Below are 23,254 nucleotides of genomic sequence, written 5' to 3' on the forward strand. Positions count from 1 at the left end.
CCCGCGCTCAAGGAGGCGCCGCTACCGACGTCTGCGACCTGGGCAGCCCGTCGTTGGCCGGTATTGCTCAGCTCAGAGTGTCGAGTACCTCGGCGAGCGACGCGGCGACGATGGCCCGCTCATGCCATCGCTCCAGAGTCTCCGGATCCTTCTCGGCCAGGATGCGCTCACGCGCCGCGTCCGGCACGGCGATGCCACGAACCCTGAGCGCGGTCAGCACGGCACGCGCCGCCTCCTCGGCCCGGCCTTCCTTCCGCTCCTCGGCCCGAAGCTTCCGCTCGTATTCCTCGAACCACGCCCGGATCTCTGCGCTCACATCGTCCTCCTCGTCCGTCGTCGGCTCATGGCTTGCGAACCGGAAGTGTACCAGCAGCGGCGTGGCGACGCTCTTCTCCCAGGCACCGTCCGGCAGGGCCGCCAGATCCGCAAGCGCGTCGCGAAAGCGGCGGCCTGACCCGAGCAGCCGCATCAGCAGCGTGGCACGCGTCCGGGGCAGCTCCGCGAGCACCACCACGCACGTCGCCAGGCCCGGCACGGCCTGGTAGACGCCTGCCTGCGCCGGCTTGAACCCGTAAGCGTCGAGCACCGTCTCAGGACGCCCCCGGCTGATGACGACCAGCGCAGGAAAGTCCACCGCCGGCTGCGAGGGCGCCTCGGTGTCCTCGTCCGGCGCGACGGAGCCGGCCGCAGCGCGGGCGCGACGTTCGAGTTCGTGGTGCCATGTCAGCTGCTTGCGCAGGCACCGCCGGACCAGTCGAAGGCTCGGCGTGCCGTAGAACGGCTCGAACAGGCTCGGCCCCGTCGAGAGCTCGCCGAGCAGTCCCATCCTGGCGCGCTCCGCCTCCCGAGCTGGATCGGGCACGCAGTAGACGTCGATCTTCTGGGTAGCCGCCAGCACCTCGACCTCGGTTTGCACCGCCGATACGAGGCTCAGCCCATCGCGCAGCAAGTTCTTGGAGAACTGGTCGGAGCGGTTGTGCATCGACGCGCGACCCTATAACCCATGATCGCGGCGTGAGCCACCATCTATGGAGTCGGAGAGTCGAATTGTAGAATCGGCAGATTCGACGCGATATTCGAGCGATGCCGGTAATGCCGCAGGAACCGACCTGCACTTACAGACACATCGAACCCATTATGTGAGAATCTGCAGTGCGAGGGCGATCTCAGCAGTGCGTATGCCTCACGTCTCCTCAGTGCACTGTCGGATCGTTGACGCGCCCCGCGAAGAGGAGCGCCCCCGTCGGCAGATCGCTGATGAAGAAGAAGAACGGACGGTCCAGGACGATCGCCACCGGCTCGAGGAAGACGCCCGCGCCCGCGGAGTTCTCGGCGACGAGGACCGCCGTCGCCGCCGCGGCCTCGGTCCCGGCCTCGTCCACGCCGATGACCGCCTTGTGAATGACGTCCTGGATCTGGAGCCCTCCGCCCTTGATGATCCCCGAGAAGTCGGCGCTGGGGCCAAAGGCGGCGCCCATTCCGAGATCCGTCAGCGCCTTCTTGAGAGAGGCCGAGGTGCCGAACGAGAACTTCGGCATCGTGATATCGACCGACCGCGACTGCGTCGAGGCGATGATCGTCTCGAGCCCCTCGCCGTCGAGCGACTCCGCCAGCGCGTCCGCGTTCCCCTCGGCAGGCAGGACGAGGAACATCGAGACAGGGGTGCCCGCATAGGGGATCTCCACCGCTTCCCAGCCGTCGCCGGCGCCGTAGCGCGTCTCCCGTGTGCCGTGCATCATCTGGGCGGTGACGCTCGTGCCGTCGCCGCGCTGGAACTCCCCGGCCTTCGTCGCGTCCTCGTTGAACGGCGTGTGCCACGCGGCGTCGAAGTAGATGGCGTTGGTGAGCACGACGCGCGTATCCTCGGTCACGCTGCCGTGGAGGAGCTCCGGAATCATGCCCTCCGTCTGGTCCTTCACCCACGCGTTGATGAGGCCCTCGGCCTCCACCGGGGCATCGAAGTCGGCGAGCCGCACGCGCGCCCCGTAGTTCTCGCCGAGCACCTTCAAGAACGGCTGCTCGAGCGGGAGATCGATCTGCGACCAGATCGCGTTGGCCGTGTGGAGCCGGAAGCCGCCTCCCTCGACGTTGCTCGAGCCCTCGGCGCGCTTGTGGAGCTCGAGATCCACGTGGTTGAACGCCGGGTGCAGCCGCTCCTGCGGGAGCTCGAACCGCATCGTCGCGGCCATCGCCTGCTCCGTGGTGGTCCGCGCGCCCGCGTACGTCATGGCGAGCGCCGTCGAGATGCTGTAAGGCGAATAGACGACGTTCTCGTTCGCGCTGGGGAGCACGCGGCCGAGGTCGAGCGCGAAGCTCGCGTTGTTGCGCGCCAGCAACACCTGATCCTCCTCCGAGACGACCGGGCTCTCGATCCGCGCCGCGCCCGAGGGCAGCACGCAGCCAGCCTTCTTCTCGAAGCACTCGACGGGAGCCTCGGGCGAGCCCCCCCCTCCCCCGCCCTGATCCGAGCCGCCTTCGCCCTGGCCTGGGCCGCCGCCTCCCGTGCCCCCATCCTGGGCCGAGCTGCACCCCACCAGCGCTGACACAAGCATGGTCGCCAAGAGAATCGCTGTTCGCATGGCGCTGGCGGACTGCAGGTAGCATGCCAGAGCGCCTCCGCGCGAAAAAACGCGACTTTGGCCTGAAGGACTGCGCGCAGCGGGGGAATCAGAGACAGATTGTGCCATGATGAGCCGCACGCTGAGCCCGTGAGAGAGCTGGGAAATGCGGTTGGCGGCGAATTCATGGCTCAGGGGTCGGTATGACTGTGCCACTGCTTGCCAGGCCCGGGATGGGGATGGCAAAGAGCTCTTCCGGCGCCCGAGGGGCCTCGCTTCACCTCAGTGCGCTGTCGGATCGTTGACGCGCCCCGCGAAGAGGAGCGCCCCTGTGTACAGATCGCTGATGAAGAAGAAGAACGGCCGATCCAGCACGATCTCCGCGGGCTCGGGGAAGAAGCCCGCGCCCGTGGCGGCGATGAGGACCGCTGTCGCCGCCGCCGCCTCGGTCCCGGCCTCGTCCACGTCGATGACCGCCTTGTGAATGACGTCCTGGATCTGGATCCCTCCACCCGCGATGATCCCCGAGAAGTCGGCGCTGGGGCCAAAGGCGGCGCCCATTCCGAGATCCGTCAGCGCCTTCTTGAGCGAGGCCGAGGTGCCGAACGAGAACTTCGGCATCGTGATGTCGACCGACCGCGACTGCAGCGAGGCGATGATCGTCTCGAGCCCCGCGCCGTCGAGCGACTCCGCCAGCGCGTCCGCATTCCCCTCGGCAGGCAGGACGAGGAACATCGAGACAGGGGTGCCCGCATAAGGGATCTCCACCGCCTCCCAGCCGTCGCCGGCGCCGTAGCGCGTCTCCTGTGTGCCGTGCATCATCTGGGCGGTGACGTTCGCGCCGTCGCCGCGCTGGAACTCCCCGGCCTTCGTCGCGCCCTCGCTGAACGGCGTGTGCCACGCGGCGTCGAAGTAGATGGCGTTGGTGAGCACGACGAGCGTCTCCGGGTTCACGTTCTTCTTGAGGAGCTCCGGAATCATGCCCTCCGTCTGGTCCTTCACCCACGCGTTGATGAGGCTCTCGGCCTCGTCCGGGGCACCGAAGTCGGCGAGCCGCACGCGCGCCCCGTAGTTCTCGCCGAGCACCTTCAAGAACGGCTGTTCGAGCGCGAGATCGATCTGCGACCAGATCGCGTTGGCCGTGTGGAGCCGGAAGCCGCCTCCCTCGACGTTGCTCGAGCCCTCGGCGCGCTTGTGGAGCTCGAGATCCACGTAGTTGAACGCAGGGTGCAGCCGCTCCTGCGGGAGCTCGAACCGCATCGCCGCGGCCATCGCCTGCTCCGTGGTGGTCCGCGCGCCCGCGTACGTCATGGCGAGCGCCGTCGAGATGCTGTAAGGCGAGTAGACGACGTTCCCGTTCGTGCTGGGGAGCACGCGGCCGAGGTCGAGCGCGAAGCTCGCGTTGTTGCGCGTCAGCAACACCTGATCTTCCTCCGAGACGACCGGGCTCTCGATGCGCGCCGTGTCCGAGGGCAGCACGCAGCCGGCCTTCTTCTCGAAGCACTCGGCGGCCCCGCCGCCCCCTCCCGGGCCCGAGCCGCCCTGTCCCTGGTCCGGGCCACCGCCGCCGGTGCCGCCTCCATCGTTCGAGCTGCACCCCACGAGAGCCGACATGACAAGGGTCGCCAAGACAATTGATGTTCTCATGATGCCAGGGTTTTGCAGACTGCGTGCCAGAGCGCCTTTGCGCCGAAAACCGCACGTCTGTCCTGGGAAGACGCGCACAGCCGGCAAGTCTGGAGCAGATTGTGCCAAGATGAGCCGTACGCGGTGGTCCCCGGCGAGCTGCGAGGGGCCGGTGATGGCGCAACCGATGGATCGGCGGGGTCGATGTACCTGTGCTTCTTGCCAGGCCCCCTGGTGTACTGGAAAGGCCGTGCAGCAGGAGCTGGTTGCGCCGAGGTGCGCCACGGACCATCCTTCGGGTCGACGCGCGAGGCACATGAAGATGGACGAGGGTGCAGGAGAACGGACAGGCACGCGCTCCGCGCGGATCGATCGCGGCGATGTGTTCTGGATAGGGCCCGACGACTCGCGGGGGCCTGTCCCGAGCTACTCCCATCCCCATGTGGTGGTCCAGGACGACGTCTTCAACCACTCGCGCATCGCGACCGTGGTCGTATGCGCGCTGACGTCGAACTTGCACCGCGCGAACGAGCCTGGGAATGTCCTGCTCGATGTGGGCGAAGGGAACCTCCTCAGGCAGAGCGTCGTGGTCGTGTCGCAGATCTCGTCGGTCGAGAAGACCCGCCTTGGCGAGCGGATCGGGTCGCTGTCCGACGCACGGGTGGATCAGATCCTGGCCGGCCTGCGCTTCCAGCAGGCGTCGTTCTTCAGGCGGTAGCGAGCGGGGACACCTCGTGGGGCAGGTCGACGTCACCGAGGCAGCGACGTTGGACGAGCGCGGCTCCTGGGGAGGAGGATGAATGCCTCACCACGGCGACCCGGAGGTAGCCTTCAGAGAGACGCTTGCCCAGGATCGGGCGCGAATCGATGCGGCGATCGAGCGGCTCTCCGGGGAAGAGACGAAGGCTGAGCGGTTCCTGCTCGCGCTCGCCGGGGCGTGGGGCCGCCCGGTTCCATGTCGGGTGTCGCTCGGACGGCGGCTGCCGCCGGTCGCCCCGACCGAGCGTGGTGTGAAGTGCGTGGCACGCTGGGTATCTGCGGCCAGTCCAGACGTCCAGCGAGCCGCCCTCTCCGCCCTCGAGAAGGCCGGGGTGGTCTCCCGGCCGGTTCTGGGTACGGTCGCCGACGCGCTCGCGAGCAAGGAGCCCATCGTGCGGCTCGCCGCAGCCCGCGTGCTCGCGCGCGCTGCGCCGTGTCCCGAGCAGGCGCCGGCGCTCCGTCGTGCGCTCTCCGACGAGCTGTTCACGGTGCGCTGGCTGGCGGTGGAGGCGCTCGCGCGCAGCGGCGATGAACATCCGCTGGCGCCGGTCCTTGCGGCGTCGCGTCCACGGCTCGACGCTCGGCTTGCTGCCTATCGGCTCGAGAGCTGGCTGCGCGCGGTCGCCACCGTTGGACGGGATGCGTCCGCGCTCTTGCCCGAGATGAACGAGCTCCTGGACCGGATCTCCGCGCTCAGCCGGAGCGATACCTCGTGGCACGAATCGAGATTCATGATCGAACGACTCGTACGGGAGCTTCGTGCGACCCAGGGTGCCCCCTGAACGGCTTCATTTCACGCACGCGCGAGGCCGTGCCAGCGCCTCCGTCCATGGACGACATGACCATGCTCCGACGACCGAGCGCCTGTCTGCAGTTCGCCGTGCTCGCGCTCTCCGCTGCCGGTTGCGGCGGCGTGGCTGGCACCTCCGCCGCCAACATGCCCTGCCCACCCCCCACAGCGCCTCCGGCGGCCTCGTCGGCCGATTCCTCCGGCAAGCCTGGCCGCACGAAGCTCAGCGTTGCCCTCGTCCCCTGGATTCCAGACGCCGCCGGCGATGCCTTCGCGTCCCTGCGAACGATGATCGAGGACGGGTTCGAATCGCAGCATGCTGCGATCGATCTCGACCTGCGCCTCGTCAAGTCCGACGACAGCTACCACAATCCGGTGCGCCTCGCCGGATGGCTCGCGTCCGGTCGCTACGATCTCGTCGAGATCGACACCATGGTGCTGGGAGATCTGATCGACGCGGACGTCCTCGAGCCGTGGCCTTCCGTGCCGGAGCGGGACTACCTCGCCGCAGCGAGGTCAGGCAGCACCGAGATCGATGGCAGCGGCAAGCCCGCCTGGTGGGGTGTCCCCCATCTCACCTGCGGGTTCTTCCTGGTCACGAGATCAGAGAAGCTCGATGCCGCGTCCAGCATCATCGGCCTCGTGAAGGCCGCGCGCGAGAGCGGGAAGCCTCTGCTCGGGAATTTCGCGAGCAGCTGGGATCTACCCGCCCTCTACCTGGACGCACGTGTCGACAACGGGCTCGATGCCACGAATCCAGCGGCCCTGAGCAATGCCCTGAAGCCGCCCCTTGAGGCCGCCAGCACAGCGGCGCTCAAGCAGCTCGCCGAGCTCTGTCGGAAGGGTGACAACAACCCATGCATCGACGGCACGTACGACGAGACGCAGGAGGGTCCGGTCGATGAGTTCGTGAAGGGCAGCGCGATCGGGTACTGGGGATTCAGCGAGCGCCTGCATCGGACCGTCGCGCTCATGAAGGCTCAGGGCATGCCCGTCGCGGGGCTGCGTGTGTCGACGATCCCGCTCGGGACCAGCGCCACGCCCCTCCTGTTCACCGACGCCTTCGTGCGGCGAAAGGGATGCTCCGGCGATCCAGCCTGCAATGCCGCGGCGGCCGCGTGGGCGGAGTTCATCACCCGCGACGACGTGGTGCGCGATCTGCTCCTCTCCAGGGATGCCGGGCCGGCCGCGGTGCCGCGCTACCTGTTGCCGGCCACGAGCTCGGCGTTCCAGGCCGAGCCGATCGCCAGGGACGCCCTCTACGCGGAGCTCCGTCCTCTGGCCCAGTCGGGGAGATCCTTTCCGTCGCACGCGTCGATGTACGAGCGGCGGGGCGTGCTCGTGCACCTGCTCGAGACCCAGCTCGCGGCGCGCTGAGAGCCATGTCGCTCGAGAGGCTGGCCGGCTCGCGGCGCGCGCGCCGTGAGGCGCATCACGAATTTGGTTGCATTGACAACCAAATTCTTCGCGCTATGCTGGGCCATCATGCGCGATCAGTTCACGGCCGAAGGGGGGATCGTCCTCGACAACGCGCTCAGCTACTGGGTGGCGCGCGTCTACCTCGCTTCCCGCGCCGCGATGTACCGGCGCTTCCGCGCGCACGGCGTCGAGATCACGCCCGAGCAGTGGATGGTCCTCGTCCGCCTGTGGGAGCAGGAGGGCGTCACGCAGACGCACCTGGCCGAGCGCACCTTCCGGGACGTGCCCACGATGAGCCGGATCGTGGCGCTCATGGAGCGCGACGGGCTCGTCGAGCGCCGGCTCGACCCGACGGATCGGCGGGCGCGGCTCGTCTACCTGACCGCGCGCGGGCGAACGCTGCGCAAGGCCCTGTCGGGCGAGGCCATGGCCCTCGTGGACACGCTGCGCGCCGGCATCCCGGAGGAGGATCTCCTCACGACCCGGCGCACGCTGCAGCGCATCCTCGCGAACCTCGAGCCCGAGGGCTGAAAGGATCCCGGCCCTCCGCGCCGCCTTCTTCACGACCAATTAATTGCATAGACAACCAATTCAGGAGACACCCGCATGAGCCAGACCGCTGCTTCCCCTCACTTTCCTGCGCACACGCTCGACACGGCGCCCGCGGCGGCCCGCCCCGCGCTGGAGCGGACCTCGCGGAAGTTCGGCTTCCTGCCGCTGCCCTCCGCGCGTTTCGCGACCTCACCGCTCCTGGTGCGCGCGTTCGACGAGCTCCTCTCGGTCTTCGAGGGGGCGACGCTCTCGCCGGTCGAGCGCGAGGTCGTGGTGATGGTCGTCGCCGGCGAGAACGGCTGCGATCTCTGCCGCACGATGCATCGAGGGCTGCTCCTCCGCGCGGGGGCTTCCCCCGAGGTCGCCGCCGCGCTGTTCGAGCGAAGGCCGGCGCCCGACGCGCGCCTCCAGGCGCTCGCCGCGTTCACCGAGGCGACGCTGCGCGAGCGGGGAGAGGTGCCGGACGCCGATCTCGACGCCTTCCTCCGCGCGGGCTTCACCGCGGAGCAGGCCCTGGAGGTGATCGTCGGTATCGGCACCTACACGCTGTCGACGTTCGCGAACCGGATGACCCGCACCCACGCGCTGCGCTGATCCGCGCAGAGGCGCGGGGCCGAGAGCCCGCGTCGTCCTCGCCGGGCCGCGGGCCTGACCTCCTCGGGAGCGAGGATTTGACCCGCACCGAGCCGTTGAAACTGCGACAGAACGAATGTTGTCCATGATAAGAGGATGGCATGTCGCTCGTCGGCATCCTCGCTCATCCTCGGGTCTCGCGTCCCTGGGCAAGGCCGTCACCGGCGCCCGCGGCACCGAGGGCGCCGGGGGCTGCGCTGCGGATTGACGACGGGCGCATCAACGACACCCCTGGAGCCGGCGTCGCAGAGGCGAGACATGCGGTGCAGCAGCTGGTGACGTGGCATGCCTCCGAGAGGATTGGATGACCGCTCAAATCAATGTCGTCGTCGCCTATGCGGGGAGCGGAAGGCCGGGGAGGCGTCGCTGCTCACCGAGCGCGCGGTCCGGCGGGGCGAGGCCGAGGCGCAGCGCGCGATCGAGTTGACCAACCTCTCCGCCGAGGTCGAGCTGCGCACGCGCCGCCAGGAGAGCAGCGAGAAGGCCCGGCTTTCTTTCTCTCGATCTCCCGAGAACGGGCGCGGTCGGCTCGGGGGGGCGGTGCATCGAGGCCCGTCCGCGCAGTCGTCCGGTGTGGAGCCCGCACGATCACGCGCTGGTCTCCTTGACAAGGCGGGGCAACCGTCAGCTACGCTACCTTCAACGGCGGATATCGCGTGGAGCTGCGCACGATCATGGGTGAGACGATGCTGACGTTTCTAGGGTGCTCGTTCTCGTGATGCTCGCATTGTTCGGCACCCAAAACAGCCCCGCACGAGGCGCCCAATCAATCGACGCGCGAAACGCGCACGCCTGAACAGGTCCTTGGACATGTACGGCATCAGGTTACTGTACTGCAGCTGCCAGCCTGAAACACAGTAGGATCTACCGATGATGACACCCCACGGCCCGTCGCAATCAGCAGGCGGAATGAGCAAGACCGCCGTCGCTCTCCTGTTCCTGTTCATCGGGCTCGTGGTGGGGCTCTTCGCCGGAATCGGAGCGACGAAGGCCGGCGCTGCGTTCCTCGAAGATCTCGCGTCCAGCGAGGCGCCTGCCGATGTCGCGAACGCCCAGAGCTACGTGCGGCCCGGCTTCTCCTTCAAATACCCAGGAAACTGGAGAGTCGAGGCGGACTCCCCGGAGAATGATCCCGACCACCACGTGAACGTCGAGAGCCCCGGCTCGTGCATGACGATGATCTTCGTCTTTGACGTGCCAACCGATCCCGCAGACAACGTTCAAGCGCAGATTGACGGGTTCGTCCCCAAGCTGCTCTCTGCGCCTGCACGCACGCCGCTCACCATGTGGGGCAAATACGCAGGACAAGGGATGCTCCTGAAAGGGAAGCTCCTGGGCGTGAACGCGGGCTCAGTGCGGGTGTTTTCTCACGCGAACGACAAACGTTCGTTCATCGCGGTGGAGCAATGCTATGACGATGACATGAATCATGTGAAGCCTGGCCTTGAGCTGGTGGAGTCTTCCTTCAACTTCTCACCTTGAGCCTGCGCCATGGCCCACGGTCTAAAACCATCGTTTCGTGGGCGAACATCGCGGACCCAGACAGGCCGGCTCGCTCGCGAACCGTCGCGCGAGCTGCCCAACGAGCAGCGGCGATCGACGCCGCTTCGCGGCGCGGCAGAGCCGCGCGCGCTCGGGAGGCGAGGACGATGAACAAGATCATCAGGCTCTACGACGCAGGCCTCGGCGTGATCATCCCCTGCCCGAGCGGGGTCATCTACTCGAATCAGACCTGTGGGAACATTTGCATGCAACCCGAGATCGAGGGCGTATTCGTTCCGTTAGACGCCGAAGACGGGTGGCGCTCCCTCGCGGCGCACTTCGAAGGACCGAAGTACATGGGCAGCGGCGCGATGCTCGGACTTGACCAGGAGGACGCGGATATCGTCGATCGCATCCTGCGCGAGCGTCGCATCGTTGGCCTCATGACCGACCGGGCACGTCTCGTAGACTCGCATGAGGCGTGGGTGCACGCCGTGATAGAAGGCGAATCGGACTGGAGCCCTTTCACCGGGTTCGGACCGTACCCGCGCCCTGGGATTCTCACCTGGCCCAACTCCGATTGAGGGCCGCGCGCTCGTAGCGCGCGAGCTGCTCGGCGGCGAGCGCCAGGCATATCTTGTCCTCGGCGGTCTTCGGTTGTCCGCTCGGCACCGCTCTCTCCGGCGCGTTCGGACGGGTCCTCCCGCGCCTCGTCGCTTGCCACGGACGACCGCGAGAGGTACCTCGTACCCATGCCCAAGGATGCCAGAGTCTTCGTGTTCGATCACGTTTCGGTCGGTGTCGAGAACCTCGAGCGTGCTGCGGAGTTCTACGACGCCTGTCTGGCGCCGCTCGGTTTTGTCCGGCTCTCGCAGAACGCCCGTAGCGTGGCGTACGGGCCCGAGGGATACGAAGCTGAGCCGCCCTTCGCCATCGTCGCGTCCGGTCCTGACGCGAAGGCTCCCGGTCGAGGCTTCCACCTCGCCTTCGTTGCTCCGAGCCGCGAGGCGGTCGATCGTTTCCATGCGGAGGCACTCAGCAAGGGCGGTGTCGATGAAGGGCCGCCCGGCATTCGCGACAACTACGATCCCGGCTACTACGCGGCGTTCGTTCGCGACCCCGACGGCCACCGGCTGGAGGCGGTGCTGCACGAACATTGACCGTGCGGCCGTCGACCGGCTCGATCGCCATGGTGACGTCGGCCAGCCGCCCCCCCGACGTCCAGTCGCATGCAACGGGGCTGCCGAACAAACCGCTACGGCGAATGGCGCGCCGAGCCTCGCTGCGCTCGGCCCGGGAGAGAGACGCGCGTCGCGGTCGACGTCTGGCTTGCCATGACCGAGGGAGAGCAGCCTATCCTCGATACGGTGGCGCTTCGACGCGACCGTCCCCCGCCGCCGGGCCTCGAGCTGCGGCGGTTGTGGACGCCGGCGCCGGGTGAGTTTGGACGGTATGAGCTCTCGAACGGAAGCGACGAGCCGATCAGCCTGAGCGACATGTGGCTCGAGACGTCGCGCACCCATGAACGCTGGGACTGCTGGGCCTGCGGCAACATCGGACCCGCGCCGCCGCCGCTCCAGCCGGGCGAGACCGGGTATCTCAGCATGCACCGGTCGAGCGGCGCCTATGGCTGCTCGCCTCCGGGACCCGCGAAGCCTGGCACCCTGCACCGCTACGTCGTTCGCTTGATCGGCGCCGCGAGGCCGATCGAGGCGCCACCCGGCTCGTGGCCGGTCCGGCCGCCGCGGCTCTCGGAGCGCCGGGTGTACGAGCTCGCGGACGAGTTCGAGCTCGAGTCGTGATAGAAACGGACGAGAGGGGTCGCCATGCGCCGGATCATGTATGTGGAGAACAAGCGCGGCGGGCTCGACGGCGACGGTCGCATCGGCTGGGTCGAGCTCTCCCGATCGAGGCGGACGTACCATTACCGCGGTCGCCACCTGGCCAAGACGGGGAGCGGATACAAGTACAACTGCATCGACGAGGAGACCCGGGAGGCGTACTGGGTCTCCGGCCCACGCAGGGACGGCGCCGACAAGCTCTACGGCGGCGTCGTCCACATCGACGAGGACGCCAGGGTCGAGTACTGGACGCGGATCCGCGAGCGGCCCGACCTCGTGGAGCTCACCGAGTACCGCGCGGGCGCCTCGACGCGGACCGCTGGCACCACGCGCCGCAACGACGAGCGGGTCCGGGGCCGCGCCCGCTCCCGTCCACGGCCGAGCGCATGATCGAGGACGCAGTTGACGGCGGCCGGGTGGCGACGGCCGCGCGCCTCCTCCGCGCATCGACGGCCCGCGCCCCGGTGCCGTCGACCCCGAGCCGCCTCATCCTCCGACTTGACGGCGCGGGAGCGCGCTGCGGCGCTCGAGCGACCCGACCGACCGCCGAACCAGCCGCTGCGGCTCATTTCACGGGAGAAGATCATGTCGTCTGTCGTTCTCTTGGGTGATTCAATCTTCGACAATGGTTCGTACACCAACGGCGAGCCCGACGTCGCCTCACACCTCCGCGCACTCTTACCCTCCTGGCGAGTCACCCTGTGTGCCGTCGACGGTACGACCACCTCCGATATCGGACCCCAGCTCGATCGAATACCGAAGGACGCGACCCACGTCCTCCTCTCGCTTGGCGGAAACGACGCGCTCTCGAACGCTGAGATTCTCGGGCTGCCCGTCCGGTCGACGGCCGAGGCTCTCGACCTGTTCCGCGAACGCGTGGATGCGTTTGAGCAATCCTACTCGTGGGCGCTCGAGGCCGTCGTCGCGCTCGGTCGACCGACCACGGTCTGCACGATCTACAACGGCAACCTCGCTCCCGATGAGGCCGAGCGAGCTCGCGTCGCCTTGATGATGTTCAATGACGTCATCCTTCGCCAAGCTTTCTCGCGCGCGCTCGACGTCGTCGATCTCCGCCTTGTTTGCTCGGAGGCGGGGGACTTCGCGAACGCCATCGAGCCGTCGGGCGCCGGCGGCTTGAAGATCGCACATGCGCTCGTCCGCGCCCTGGGCGCCGCCGCAGTCCAGAAGCGAGCGACGACCGTGACCGCGGGCTGACGGCAGGACGTCGGGCGGACCTTCGTCCGCTCGCCCCATGCTCAGGGCGACGGGCAGTCGGTGGCGCTCGGCGCGGCCCGGACGATGGTCTCGCCTTCGAGGCGAAGCGGGACGTAGCAGCGCACGAGACGGCCGATCACCTCGGGAGGGCGAGCCTCGAGGTGAACATCCCAGATATGCGCGGTCTGGTCGTCGGCGGTGACGACGCGCTCGCCATCGGGGCTGAACGACGCCGAGGATACGCGCTCTCCATGACCTTCGAGCCGCGCCAGCTCCCTGCCGCTCCGCGCGTCCCAGATGCGCGCCGTCCGATCCTCGCTGGCAGTGACGACGCGCTCGCCGTCGGGGCTGAACGCTGCCGACCACACGAGGTCCTGGTGGCCCTCGAAGACGAGGAGCTCCTCTCCGCTCCGCGCGTCCCACATTCGCGCGGTCTTGTCGAAGCTGGCGGTGACGACCCGCGCGCCGTCGGGGCTGAACGACGCGCCGAACAGCTTGGCCAGGCTCCCCTTCTTGCCTTCGAGCCGGACCAGCTCCTTGCCGCTCCCTGCATCCCAGATGCGCGCCGTCCTGTCGTCGCTGGCTGTGACGATGCGCCCGCCATCCGGGCTGAACGAGGCCGACCACAGCTGACCTTGGTGGCCCTCCAGACGGACCAGCTCCTTGCCGCTCGCTGCGTCCCAGATCTGCGCCGTGGCGCTCACGCCAGCGGTGGCGACGCGCTCTCCATCGGGGCTGAAGGCCACCACGACGCTGCGACTATCGTTGGCAGGGGTCGCGGTCGATTTGCCGTCCGGGGTGGTGATCGTCACCGAGCGAGCGAGGTCGGGGCTCCCGAGGCGGACGAGCTCCTTGCCGCTCGCCACCTCCCAGACCCGCGCGGTCTTCGCCGAATCGGGGACGACGACGCGCTTGCCATCGGGGCTGAACGAGGCCGACCAGAGGGGATAGCCGCAGTCCGGAAGGCGCATGATCTCCTTGCCGCTCTGCGCGTCCCAGACGCGCGCGGTCTGGTCGAAGCTCGCGGTGACGACGCGCTTGCCGTCGGAGCTGAACGAAGCCGACCACACCTGGCCTTGGTGGCCCTCCAGGGACAGGACGCGCTCGCCGTGCACCTCCCAGAGCCTCGCGGTCTTGTCGGCGCTGGCGGTGACGACGCGTGTGCCGTCGGGGCTGAACGACGCGAACGACACCCCGTCGGTGTGGCCCTCGAGGCTCGCCGACAACCTGCCCGTGCGCGCGTCCCACAGCCTCGCGGTCTTGTCGTGGCTGGCGGTGACGACCCGCGTGCCATCGGGGCTGAATGACGCCCACCACACGACGCCGTTGTGCGAGAAGCTGGCGAGCTCCTTGCCGTTCGCCACGTCCCACAGCCGCACGAAACCATTGATGGCAGCGGTGACGACGCGCTTGCCGTCGGGGCTGAAGGACGATGTCCAGATCATCTCGCTATCGCTCTTGAGCTGGGACACCTCTTTGCCGCTCGCCGCGTCCCACAGCCGGCTGGCCACGTCTTTGCCGGAGGTGAGCACGCGCGTGCCATCGGGGCTGAACGACGCCGCGAACAACGGCCCAGCGTGGCCTTGGAGGCGTATCAGCTCCTTGCCGCTCTGCGCGTCCCAGATGCGCGCCGTCTTGTCCCAGCTCGCGGTGACGACGCGTGTGCCGTCGGGGCTGAACGCCGCCGCCTCCACGTGATCGGTGTGCCCTTCGAGGCGCGTCAGCTCCTTGCCGCTCTGCGCGTCCCACACCCGCGCGGTCTTGTCATGGCTGGCGGTGACGACGCGTGTGCCGTCGGGGCCGAACGATGCCACCGTCCGCTCGCCATCGGCGTGGCCCTCGAGGCGCGCGAGCTCCTTGCCGCTCTTCGCGTCCCAGAGACGTGCGGTCCCGTCGTCGCCCGCGGTGAGGACGCGCGCGCCGTCGGGACTGAAGGCCACCGAATACAGGCGCCTGGTGTGGCCTTCGAGGCGAGCGAGCTCCTTGCCGCTCCTCGCGTCCCACAGGCGCGCAATCGTGTCGAGGCCGACGGTGGCGACGCGCTCTCCATCGGGGCTGAAGGCCGCCGACCACAGCTTGTCCGTGTGCCCCTCCAGGCGGGCCACCTCGCGCCCCGTGAGGGCCCCCGGCAGGGCGCGCGCCAGCAGGAAGCGCGTCGCGGGCTCGGTCGGCCGATCCTTGTACGCCGCGTCGAGATAGACCGCAGCGCGCGCAGGTCGGCCGGCCAGGTACTCCTCGCGCCCCTGCTGCTCGTAGAAGCGCGCCAGGCGATCGCGGGATCGCATGCTCGCCTCCTCCGCCGCTCGTTGCTGGCGCACCGCCCACCACGCGAGGCCCATGAAGACCGCCGCCACGAGCGCGGAGGACGCGGCGAGGATCCGCGCGCGCCGCGAGGCATCGACCTGGCGCCGCCGCTCCTCGGCCGCGAGGCGCGCCGCCGCCTCCTGTTCCTGGCGCTGCCGCTCCTCCGCCGCGCGGAAGAACTCCAGCTGCAACGCCGTGAGATCGCCGTCCGCCCGCTCGGCGAAGGCGCGCAGGAGATCCAGCTCCGGCGCCCGCCACAGCGAGCCCTCCTGGCGTCCGAGCGCGTCCCAGCGCGCCGCCGCCTCGCCGACACGGCGGTGGAAGCGCAGGTCGTCGCGGCCCTTCTCCAGCCACGAGCGCAGCTCCTTCCAGTGCTCGAGCAACGCCTCGTGCGTCACCTCCGCCACGTCGTCCGAGAGGGTCACCAGGCGTGCACGCTCGCCCGCGAAGCGACGCAGCACGCCCAGCACCGCGTCCGCGCTCTCGCCGTGCGCCGTCAGCTCGGCCACGGGCACGCGCCGCCGCGTGTCACGCGTCCCCTCGCCGAGCTGGACAAGCCCCAGGAAGGCGCGCCGCGCGATCCTGCGCCCCTCGTCGTCCAGCTCGCCGAAGATGCGCTCCGCCTCGCCCGCCAGCGCACCGCCGACGCCGCCGATCGCCTCGAGCGTCGCCGCGGCTGGCTGCCCCGCGGCGAGGCCGGTCCAGATCTGCGTCAGCGCGAACTCGAGCAGCGGCAGCGCGCCCTCGCGCCCGTCCGCCTCGCGCGCCAAGAGCTCCACCGTGGCGTCGTCGAGCGGGCGGCCAGCGGCGAGCGCCGGCGCGGCGATGGCCCGGCGCAGCTCCGCGGGCGCCATGACCGGCACCAGCTCGTGCGCCTGGGCGATGGCGCGGTTGAGCGCGGGGTGCCTGCGCGTCGCGTCGAGGAAGTCGCTGCGCAGCGTGAGGACCACGGAGACACCGCTCGCGCGGTCGGCGGCGGCGTGGAGCAGGAGCGAGACGAAGGCGCTCTGTTCCGCGGGGTCGTTGCACAGGGCGTAGACCTCCTCGAACTGGTCGACGAGCACGAGCAGGGGACGTCGCCCGTCGCGCAGCTCGGCGTAGCGGCGCAGGCCCACGTGCTCGCCCCCCTCGACGTCGAGCAACAGCGAGCGGAGACGCCTGGCCTCCTCGATGCGCTCGGCGGCCGGGCGCGCGGGCCAGCGCGGGTCGAGCGTGCACAGGGCGTCGGCGAGCGCGGTCGTGGGCCGCTCGCCGGGCTTGAGGAGGATCACGTCGGGCGCCGGGCCATCGCCGAGCGGCTCGCGCGCGACGAGCGGCACCAGGCCGGCGCGGGCGACGGAGGACTTGCCCGAGCCCGAAGAGCCGACGACGGCGCACAGGCGCAGGGCCCCCTCGCGGCGCACCTGCGCGTCGAGGCGACGCCAGAGGCGGCGGGTCAGGTCCTCGCGCCCGAAGAACAGCGCCTCGTCACCGGGCTCGAAGGCGGAGAGACCGCGGTAGGGCGAGGCGGCGAGCGCGGGCGCGAGGGTCGGCCGTGAAGCGGAGACGGCGGCGCGGAGGCCGTCGACCACCGCCAGCCAAGCGGCGTCGCGATCGGGCGCCAGGGTGACGGCGCGACCGTCGGGCGGCAGGACGCGGAGGCCGCCCAGCACGGGCTGCCAAGGACACGGGCGCACGATGACCGGCACGAGGCGTTGCCGGCCGTCGTCGTGACGCGCGAGGGCGCGCTCGATCAGGGCATAGCAGCGATCCGAGGCGAGGAAGTCCGCGCTGATCAGGAGGACCAGCACGTCGGCGGCCTCGATGCGCGCCTCGACCTCGGCGGCGACCGTCGCGCCGGCGAGGATCCGGCCCTCGTGCCAGCCAGCGACGATCCCGGCGCGCTCGAGGCCGGCGAGGTGGCGCACCAGCGCGTCGAGGTGCGGACGATCTTCGTCCGCGAATGCGAGGAAGAGCTGCGCCGGCATCTCGCGGTGGGCCTCCTGGATGGTCGATCGGTCCCGCCGCGCAAGGTATCACGGCGCGCCGGCGCGCGGGCCGCGAGCGCGGCCGGATCGTCGATGAGCCGATCCAGCGATGGCCCCACCGCCGTGAAGTGGACGAGCAGGTGGATCGGCTCCGCGGCCGCTCGCGTCGGCCGGGGCCGGTTCGCCCCTCATTTCCGTCACGTTCGATCCGGCGGCCGTCGACCCAACCCACGCCCCGCTGGCGGACCTGCAACGGCGGGGCATCGGGCCGACGGCCGTTTCGATTCGGCGCCAGTCAAAAGGATGCCATTCCAAATCCACCCTGAGCGTCAAAGCGGACCATGAGCACACGTGCCGTACCGGGGCGCAGCGCCCGCACGAGCATGCTCTGGGCTTCGTCGTTGCGCTCGCAATGCGCGGGCGAATAGCTTAAATTCATGTGGGCCGCCGACGCCGAGCCGAACGCGCACGACGTCACGACCCAACGACGGGAATCGAGCGATGGCAGACAAAAAGATCTCCAAGACCGAACCCGAGTGGCTCTTGCTGCTCGGGCCCCACCGCTACCGAATGCTCCGCTACGGCAACACCGAACGTCCGTATACAGGGCAGTACTGGAATCATCACGGTACGGGCGTCTATCGATGCGCCGGCTGCGGCACCCAACTCTTTTCGTCGCAGACGAAATTCGACTCTGGGACCGGCTGGCCCAGCTTCAGCGCAGTCCTCGACGAGAAACGGATTGAGCGCCGGGCCGATCGGAAGCATGGTCTCGATCGGGTGGAGGTCGTATGCGCCCGCTGTGATGGACATCTGGGGCACGTCTTCGACGACGGGCCAGCGCCGACGGGCGAGCGCTTCTGCATCAATTCCGCCTGCCTCGAGCTCGAGAGCGAATGACTCGCGAGACGGCGAACATCGCGTCGACGCCGTGACATGGCGGGGTGAGGCCGGAGGCACTCACCGACGACGCCGGAACAGGATGCGAGGGGTTGGCCACTACCCGAGCAGCCATACGGCCGGGCTCTGCTCGACACGTTCGCCGGCGAGCGTCGCAGCGCTGTCGAGGATCTGGGTCCACGGCAACGCTGCGTACCCGGCACGGTGCGCGAGGTCGGCGCCGAGCGCAGCGACAAGCAGGACGTGCGCGGAGGGCACGTTGTAACCCGCGGCATAGAGTGGGTTGAGCTCAAGGACCACCGGCCGGCCGTCTCGAGCGAAGGCTACGTCAGCCACGTAGTTCGCCGGGAGGTCAGCCGTGAGGAGCGCTGGGGCAAGGGCGCGAACCGCCCTCTGCACCACCTCGCTCCTGGCAGTGAGCTCATCGGAGAGGAGCCGGCGCGCGTCGTCGATGAGGACCTCGAAGGGTCCGTGGTAGCTGGCCATGAGGAGACGGCCACCCAGCACCGTCAGCCGCACTTCGAAGGGCACCCGGAGGGGGTTGCAGTCGCCGGGCAGGGTGGCGAGCTCGATGCGCTCGAGGTCGAGGTGCTCGCGCAAGGCGAGGCCACCGACATCGAGAGCGACACGCAGGCGGCGGACCACCTCGAAGACCGTGGCCTCGATGTCCGCCTGGTTGCTGCCATAGTAGAGCTCGGGGTTGGCGGACTTGGCCGACGAGTAGAAGCCGCGGACGAAGACCCCGGCGTGGGGCTCAATCTCCGCATCGAAGAGGGCGCCGTAGATCGCCTCGGTCAACAGGCGGCGCACGGCCGCGGGGGAGTCGATCGCGGCAGCGACGGCGGCGTCCACGGGCAGCAACGCCGTGCGCGGCGTGGGGACACCGGCGTTCGTGAGGACCGAGTAGAATCGATCGAGCCCGAGGACCCGCTCCACATGCTCGGGGAGGTCGAGCACGCACGCGGCGCCGGCAGCAACCGCCCGATCGAAGACGGATTGGTAAGTGGCGCGAGGGAGCATCGGCAGATCGATCCAGGACACACAGCCGCGGACCCCCTGCGGCGCGTCGAGCAGGGCCACGTCGCGGACCGCGAGGTCCCAGCCATGGAGGCGGGCAAGTTGGGTCCAGAGCGCATGGCGACGCCGGATCATGGCCACGTTGCGGGGGTCGGCCTGGGCATCGAAGGCACGGTTGAGGTCGGAGATAAGGGCGACGCGGGACACGGCTCAAGCATCGCACGTTTCCGTGGCGGCGCCTCGGGTCGCCCGGTATCACGGTCGGGCTCATGCTCCCGGAAGGCACCTTGAAGGACTCGATCACGTGCCGCCGCACGGCGAGCGCCGTGCCCGCGGCGCGCGCGGCCTCCGTCGCGATCTTGATTCGCAGGACGAAGCCGTCGGAGCTCCGCTGGCTCGGCGACGGCGATCTGAACCCGCGAGACGCTCCGCTCGATGTCCACGCCGCACCGCCCGGCGCCCCATCCGAGCAGTGCGCTGACGTCGCCAGCCGGCAGAGCCTTCGGCTCGATCTGCGCGAGCAAATGCGTCCGTCCGTGCGGGCGCCCGCTCGGCGAACGTCCGCCGGTCTTCTACCAGCTGGGGCTCCGCCGGCCTCGCCGGCGCCGCTCCGATCGCCGCGCTCGGTCCGGGCGTGCTCCCGCCGCAGCCTGCGAGGAGATGGCCCGCCGCGAGGGCGGACGCGACCAGGAACGAACCGCAGAAGACGCTACGAGCGCAGGGCGCGTTGACGCGCATGGTGAGCCCCCGCGACTCCAGCTCTCCTCGGCGGCGTATGTCGGCATAGGGCGCAGGATAACACGATAACCTGCGTGAGCCCCCGCCGGCTACGCGGGCGCCTCTGGTCCCTCCTGCCCCTCCTGCTCCGGGCCCCGGCACGACTCCAGGTCGTGACTTGACAGCTTCCCAGGATCCAGCACAATGGACGCCATTTCGCTCATCACAAGGGCCGCCAATCGACGAAGGAAGACCGTGGAGAGCAAGACCAAGAACACAAAGTCACGCCCGCAGATCGCCGCCATGGTCGCCAGAGCCTTTGGCGGCATGGCGCTCGCGGACGGCGAAGGCGCCGTGGTCGAGCTGAAAGACGGCTGGTTCAATGCGGCTTACAGCGTCCGGATCGCCGATGGCCGGGAGGTCATCCTCAAGATCGCGCCGCCAAGAGATGCGGAGGTCATGTTCTATGAGAAGAACATCATGACCACCGAGATCGCCGCCATGCGCCTGGTCCGGCGAAACCCGGCCATCCCGGTGCCCCAGATCTACCATTTCGACGACGCCCGCGACCTGTGCGACTCGGACTACTTCTTCATGGAGAAGATCGCCGGGGACAACCTCGAGCACGTGAAGTCGAGCCTCTCCCCCGAGACGCAGGCGTCCATCGACCTGCACATCGGCGAGATCGTCCGGGAGATCAACGGCTTCACCGGCACCTATTTTGGTTACGATGGGAACCCGCACCTGCGCGCGAGCACCTGGAGAGAGGCGTTCATCAAGATCATGGAGTCGGTGCTTGAAGACGGCGCCCGGAAAGGCGTGGTGTACGATCAAGGCTACGACGAGATCCGCGCCGCCGTCCTCAGGCACGCCCCCGCGCTGGAGGAGGTCGCCACGCCCCGCCTCGTCCACTGGGACGTCTGGAACCCCAATGTCTTCGTCAAGGAAGGCAGGGTCACCGGCATCATCGACTTCGAGAGGGCGCTCTGGGCCGATCCCTTGATGGAGGCCCAGTTCCGGCTGCTCTCCTCCGAGGGCATCAACAGCAGCATGCGCGGCTATGGCAAGACCTCCTTCACCTTCGAAGAAGAGCGAAGGTGCCGCCTCTACTCGCTGCACCTCGCCCTCGTCATGAACACGGAGTGTTATTACCGCAACTACGACACCAACTTCGTCCTCGACCTCTCCAGGCAGTGGATGGGCGAACACATGGCCTGGCTGAGCGCAAACTGAACGCTCATGGGCGAGAGCTCCAGGGTTGAAAGTCTGGGGACCGAGCGGGTCGGGAAGCTGCTGCTGGAGATGTCTTCCCAGACAACGCTCTCGCTGCTGGTCTATGCCATCTACAGCCTCACGGACATCTACTTTCTCTCCGTGGGCGTCAACTCGTTGGCCGCCGCCGCGGCCTCGATCATCTCGCCGGTGCTGATCGCCCTCGGCGCGGTCGCCACGACCGTCGGGGCCGGCGGCGCCTCGGTGGTCTCGAGGGCGCTCGGCGAGCAGGACGTGGAGAAGGCCTCCCGGACGGTGGCGAACACCTTCCTGATCTTCTGGACGGCGGCGATCACCATCACGGTCCTGGGCTCGGTCTTCATCGAGCCGATCGTCCATCTGCTCGGGGCCACCGACAGCATCGCGCCCTATGCCATCGAGTACGGGCGGATCATCTTCCTCGGCGCCATCGCCGGCACCGGCTACTCGGCCATCGTCAGGGCGGACGGCAACGCCAGGTACTCGACCGCCCAGTGGATCATCCCCATCTGCGTCAACATCGCCCTGTGCTGGCTCTTCATCATCGTCTTGCAGATGGGCGTCTCGGGCGCTGCCCTGGCGACGGTCTGTTGCCAGGCCACCTCGGCCGGGATGGGTGTCCACTTCTTCTTTTTCAGGAGGAACCGCTCCTATCGCATCAAGGCGTCGTATTTCAAGCCGGACTGGCCCATCATCATCGAGGTGGTGACGATCGGGTCCCCCTCGCTCATCAAGAGCGCCAGCGTCGGCCTGATCGCCATCATCACCAACAACCTGCTCAGGCTGATCGGCGGCGACAGCGCCCTGAGCGTGTTCGCGATCGTGGGCCGGCTCTACTCCGGGCTGCTCGCGCCGCTCACCGGCATCGTCCAGGGGATGCAGCCGCTGGTGGGGTACAACTTCGGCCAGAAGAAGCTCGAGCGGGTACGGGAGGCCATCCGGCTCTCCCTTGGCGCCGCGGTCGTCTATGGATCGCTCGTCTGCGGCGTCTGCCTGGTGATGCCGGCTGCGCTGATCGCCCTGCTCTCGAAGGAGAGCGCGATCATCGCCGAAGGGCAGACCGCGTTGCGGCTGCTGGCGCTCTCCTACCCGCTTGCCGGCGTGGCCATGGTCACGGCGGCCTCGTTCCAGTCGGTCGGCCGGGCCAGGGAGGCGCTGCTGCTCACCCTCGGGGGCATCCTCCTGGTCAAGCTGCCGGTGCTGCTGCTGGCCTCCCGCCTGTTCTCCCTGACCGGTATCTGGGCCTCCGAGGCGATCTCGGAGCTGATTCTTTGCATCGTCTCCTTCCTCTTTCTGAAGAATAGCCACGCTGGTTCTGGGCATGGCATGGCAAGAGCGCCTGACGCCGGCTGAGCCTGGCTCCAGGCCACCGAAAATGCGGCGCAGAGTCCGTCTGCGCACCGCGAATGTGTCCGTTGACACTCGTCGCAAGGTGCGGCTATACACTCGGCCATTCGCCTGCTGGCCGACACCGTTCATTCAAAAACACAGCAGGTCCGGACGTAAGTAAACAGAAGCAACGAACCAGCCGCGGCGCGCGGCTGAGGAGGGAGGCATCGATGAAGCTCTATGAGTTCGCTCCTACCCGCTCGATCCGTGTGCGCTGGGCGCTCCAGGAGCTGGGCGTGGACTTCGAGACCGTCCAGGTCAACCTCCGGGCCGGCGAGAATCGCCGCCCCGAGTTCCTCAAGCTCAACCCTGCCGGCAAGCTCCCCGTGCTCGTCGACGGCGACCTCGTGCTCACCGAGTCCGTTGCCATCGTGCTTTACCTGGCCGAGAAGTACCCCGAGAAGGGCCTGCTCCCCACGGACCCGAGGGAGCGGGCCAAGGTCAACCAATGGCTGCTGTTCGCGGCGACCGAGCTGGAGCAGCCGCTGTGGCGCATCGCGCGCAACAAGTTTCTGTATCCGGAGGACAAACGCCAGCCTGGCGACATCCCCGTCGCCTGCGAGGACTTCAAGGCCATGGCCGACGTGCTGGAGAAGCACATGGAGCAGCGGCAGTTCGTCGTCGGCGACAGCGTGACGGTCGCCGATCTCGTGATGGCCTACACCCTCGACTGGGCCAACGAGATCCACCTCCTGGACGGCTTCCCGCAGCTCCGGGCCTACATGGATCGGATGTACGCCCGCCCGCGCGCGGCCCCGCGCATCGCCCAGGCGTTCGCCAGCCTCAACGCGTGAGGGGCAGCCGGCTGGAGGAGCTCTCGTCCTCCAGTCCGAG

At 68.7% G+C, this 23,254-nt stretch carries 20 protein-coding genes; 15 read left to right on the forward strand and 5 right to left on the reverse strand.

Annotated features, from left to right (window positions below; all coding sequences use genetic code 11):
* Positions 1 to 67: 67 nt before the first annotated feature.
* From WMF14_RS29855 to WMF14_RS29865, 3 genes are all read right to left on the reverse strand, one after another.
* Complete coding sequence (locus WMF14_RS29855; RefSeq protein ID WP_437791544.1) at positions 68 to 982, reverse strand: hypothetical protein; 915 nt, start codon at positions 980 to 982, stop codon at positions 68 to 70.
* A gap of 211 nt (positions 983 to 1,193) precedes the next feature.
* A complete protein-coding gene (locus WMF14_RS29860; RefSeq protein WP_437791545.1) occupies positions 1,194 to 2,552 on the reverse strand; it encodes a serpin family protein in 1,359 nt (452 codons plus the stop codon).
* Positions 2,553 to 2,840: 288 nt separating this feature from the next.
* Complete coding sequence (locus tag WMF14_RS29865; RefSeq protein ID WP_437791548.1) at positions 2,841 to 4,172, reverse strand: serpin family protein; 1,332 nt, start codon at positions 4,170 to 4,172, stop codon at positions 2,841 to 2,843.
* A gap of 334 nt (positions 4,173 to 4,506) precedes the next feature.
* On the opposite strand from WMF14_RS29865, the gene WMF14_RS29870 reads away from it, so the two are divergent.
* The 11 genes from WMF14_RS29870 (at position 4,507) to WMF14_RS29920 (ending at position 12,875) form a co-directional block, all read left to right on the forward strand.
* Positions 4,507 to 4,902: a type II toxin-antitoxin system PemK/MazF family toxin gene (locus WMF14_RS29870; protein WP_437804323.1), complete on the forward strand. Its 396-nt coding sequence runs from the start codon at positions 4,507 to 4,509 to the stop codon at positions 4,900 to 4,902.
* An 82-nt stretch (positions 4,903 to 4,984) separates the two neighbouring features.
* Entirely contained in the window at positions 4,985 to 5,725 is a 741-nt protein-coding gene (locus WMF14_RS29875; RefSeq protein WP_437791551.1) for a HEAT repeat domain-containing protein, read from the forward strand.
* A gap of 62 nt (positions 5,726 to 5,787) precedes the next feature.
* Positions 5,788 to 7,110 carry a hypothetical protein gene (locus WMF14_RS29880; protein WP_437791552.1) on the forward strand — a complete coding sequence of 441 codons (1,323 nt, stop codon included), beginning with the start codon at positions 5,788 to 5,790 and terminating at the stop codon, positions 7,108 to 7,110.
* A gap of 108 nt (positions 7,111 to 7,218) precedes the next feature.
* Positions 7,219 to 7,683, forward strand: coding sequence for a MarR family winged helix-turn-helix transcriptional regulator (locus WMF14_RS29885; RefSeq protein ID WP_437791555.1), 465 nt, complete (start codon positions 7,219 to 7,221; stop codon positions 7,681 to 7,683).
* 75 nt (positions 7,684 to 7,758) lie between these two features.
* On the forward strand, positions 7,759 to 8,298 hold the full coding sequence (locus tag WMF14_RS29890; protein WP_437323405.1) for a carboxymuconolactone decarboxylase family protein: 540 nt from the start codon (positions 7,759 to 7,761) through the stop codon (positions 8,296 to 8,298).
* Between the two features lie 909 nt (positions 8,299 to 9,207).
* Complete coding sequence (locus WMF14_RS29895) at positions 9,208 to 9,819, forward strand: hypothetical protein (protein WP_437791558.1); 612 nt, start codon at positions 9,208 to 9,210, stop codon at positions 9,817 to 9,819.
* Positions 9,820 to 9,986: 167 nt separating this feature from the next.
* Positions 9,987 to 10,403 carry a DUF6210 family protein gene (locus tag WMF14_RS29900; RefSeq protein ID WP_437791561.1) on the forward strand — a complete coding sequence of 139 codons (417 nt, stop codon included), beginning with the start codon at positions 9,987 to 9,989 and terminating at the stop codon, positions 10,401 to 10,403.
* A gap of 168 nt (positions 10,404 to 10,571) precedes the next feature.
* Complete coding sequence (locus WMF14_RS29905; protein WP_437791563.1) at positions 10,572 to 10,979, forward strand: VOC family protein; 408 nt, start codon at positions 10,572 to 10,574, stop codon at positions 10,977 to 10,979.
* A gap of 174 nt (positions 10,980 to 11,153) precedes the next feature.
* Complete coding sequence (locus WMF14_RS29910) at positions 11,154 to 11,621, forward strand: hypothetical protein (protein ID WP_437791565.1); 468 nt, start codon at positions 11,154 to 11,156, stop codon at positions 11,619 to 11,621.
* A gap of 24 nt (positions 11,622 to 11,645) precedes the next feature.
* Positions 11,646 to 12,050 (forward strand): 1-deoxy-D-xylulose-5-phosphate synthase, encoded by a 405-nt coding sequence (locus WMF14_RS29915; protein WP_437791567.1) that lies wholly within the window; start codon positions 11,646 to 11,648, stop codon positions 12,048 to 12,050.
* A gap of 195 nt (positions 12,051 to 12,245) precedes the next feature.
* Complete coding sequence (locus tag WMF14_RS29920) at positions 12,246 to 12,875, forward strand: SGNH/GDSL hydrolase family protein (RefSeq protein WP_437791570.1); 630 nt, start codon at positions 12,246 to 12,248, stop codon at positions 12,873 to 12,875.
* A 41-nt stretch (positions 12,876 to 12,916) separates the two neighbouring features.
* On the opposite strand, the gene WMF14_RS29925 is transcribed toward WMF14_RS29920, so the two are convergent.
* The gene (locus WMF14_RS29925) at positions 12,917 to 17,146 is read right to left on the reverse strand and encodes an nSTAND1 domain-containing NTPase (RefSeq protein WP_437791572.1); all 4,230 of its coding nucleotides are present in this window, start codon (positions 17,144 to 17,146) and stop codon (positions 12,917 to 12,919) included.
* Positions 17,147 to 17,647: 501 nt separating this feature from the next.
* Here WMF14_RS29925 and msrB point away from each other — a divergent pair.
* Positions 17,648 to 18,046 carry a peptide-methionine (R)-S-oxide reductase MsrB gene (gene msrB / locus WMF14_RS29930; protein ID WP_437791575.1) on the forward strand — a complete coding sequence of 133 codons (399 nt, stop codon included), beginning with the start codon at positions 17,648 to 17,650 and terminating at the stop codon, positions 18,044 to 18,046.
* A 99-nt stretch (positions 18,047 to 18,145) separates the two neighbouring features.
* Here msrB and WMF14_RS29935 read toward each other — a convergent pair whose 3' ends face one another.
* Positions 18,146 to 19,198 (reverse strand): ATP-grasp domain-containing protein, encoded by a 1,053-nt coding sequence (locus WMF14_RS29935; RefSeq protein WP_437804325.1) that lies wholly within the window; start codon positions 19,196 to 19,198, stop codon positions 18,146 to 18,148.
* 837 nt (positions 19,199 to 20,035) lie between these two features.
* Between WMF14_RS29935 and WMF14_RS29940 the strand changes: the two genes are divergently transcribed.
* The 3 genes from WMF14_RS29940 to WMF14_RS29950 all read left to right on the forward strand — a co-directional run bounded on the left by WMF14_RS29940 (position 20,036) and on the right by WMF14_RS29950 (position 23,214).
* Positions 20,036 to 21,013 (forward strand): phosphotransferase family protein, encoded by a 978-nt coding sequence (locus WMF14_RS29940; RefSeq protein ID WP_437791578.1) that lies wholly within the window; start codon positions 20,036 to 20,038, stop codon positions 21,011 to 21,013.
* Positions 21,014 to 21,019: 6 nt separating this feature from the next.
* A complete protein-coding gene (locus tag WMF14_RS29945) occupies positions 21,020 to 22,384 on the forward strand; it encodes an MATE family efflux transporter (protein ID WP_437791581.1) in 1,365 nt (454 codons plus the stop codon).
* A 206-nt stretch (positions 22,385 to 22,590) separates the two neighbouring features.
* Positions 22,591 to 23,214, forward strand: coding sequence for a glutathione S-transferase family protein (locus WMF14_RS29950; protein ID WP_437791584.1), 624 nt, complete (start codon positions 22,591 to 22,593; stop codon positions 23,212 to 23,214).
* Positions 23,215 to 23,254: the final 40 nt, after the last annotated feature.

Source organism: Sorangium sp. So ce693, assembly GCF_051521375.1.
In the GTDB taxonomy this organism is placed as follows: Bacteria; Myxococcota_A; Polyangia; order Polyangiales; family Polyangiaceae; genus Sorangium; species Sorangium atrum.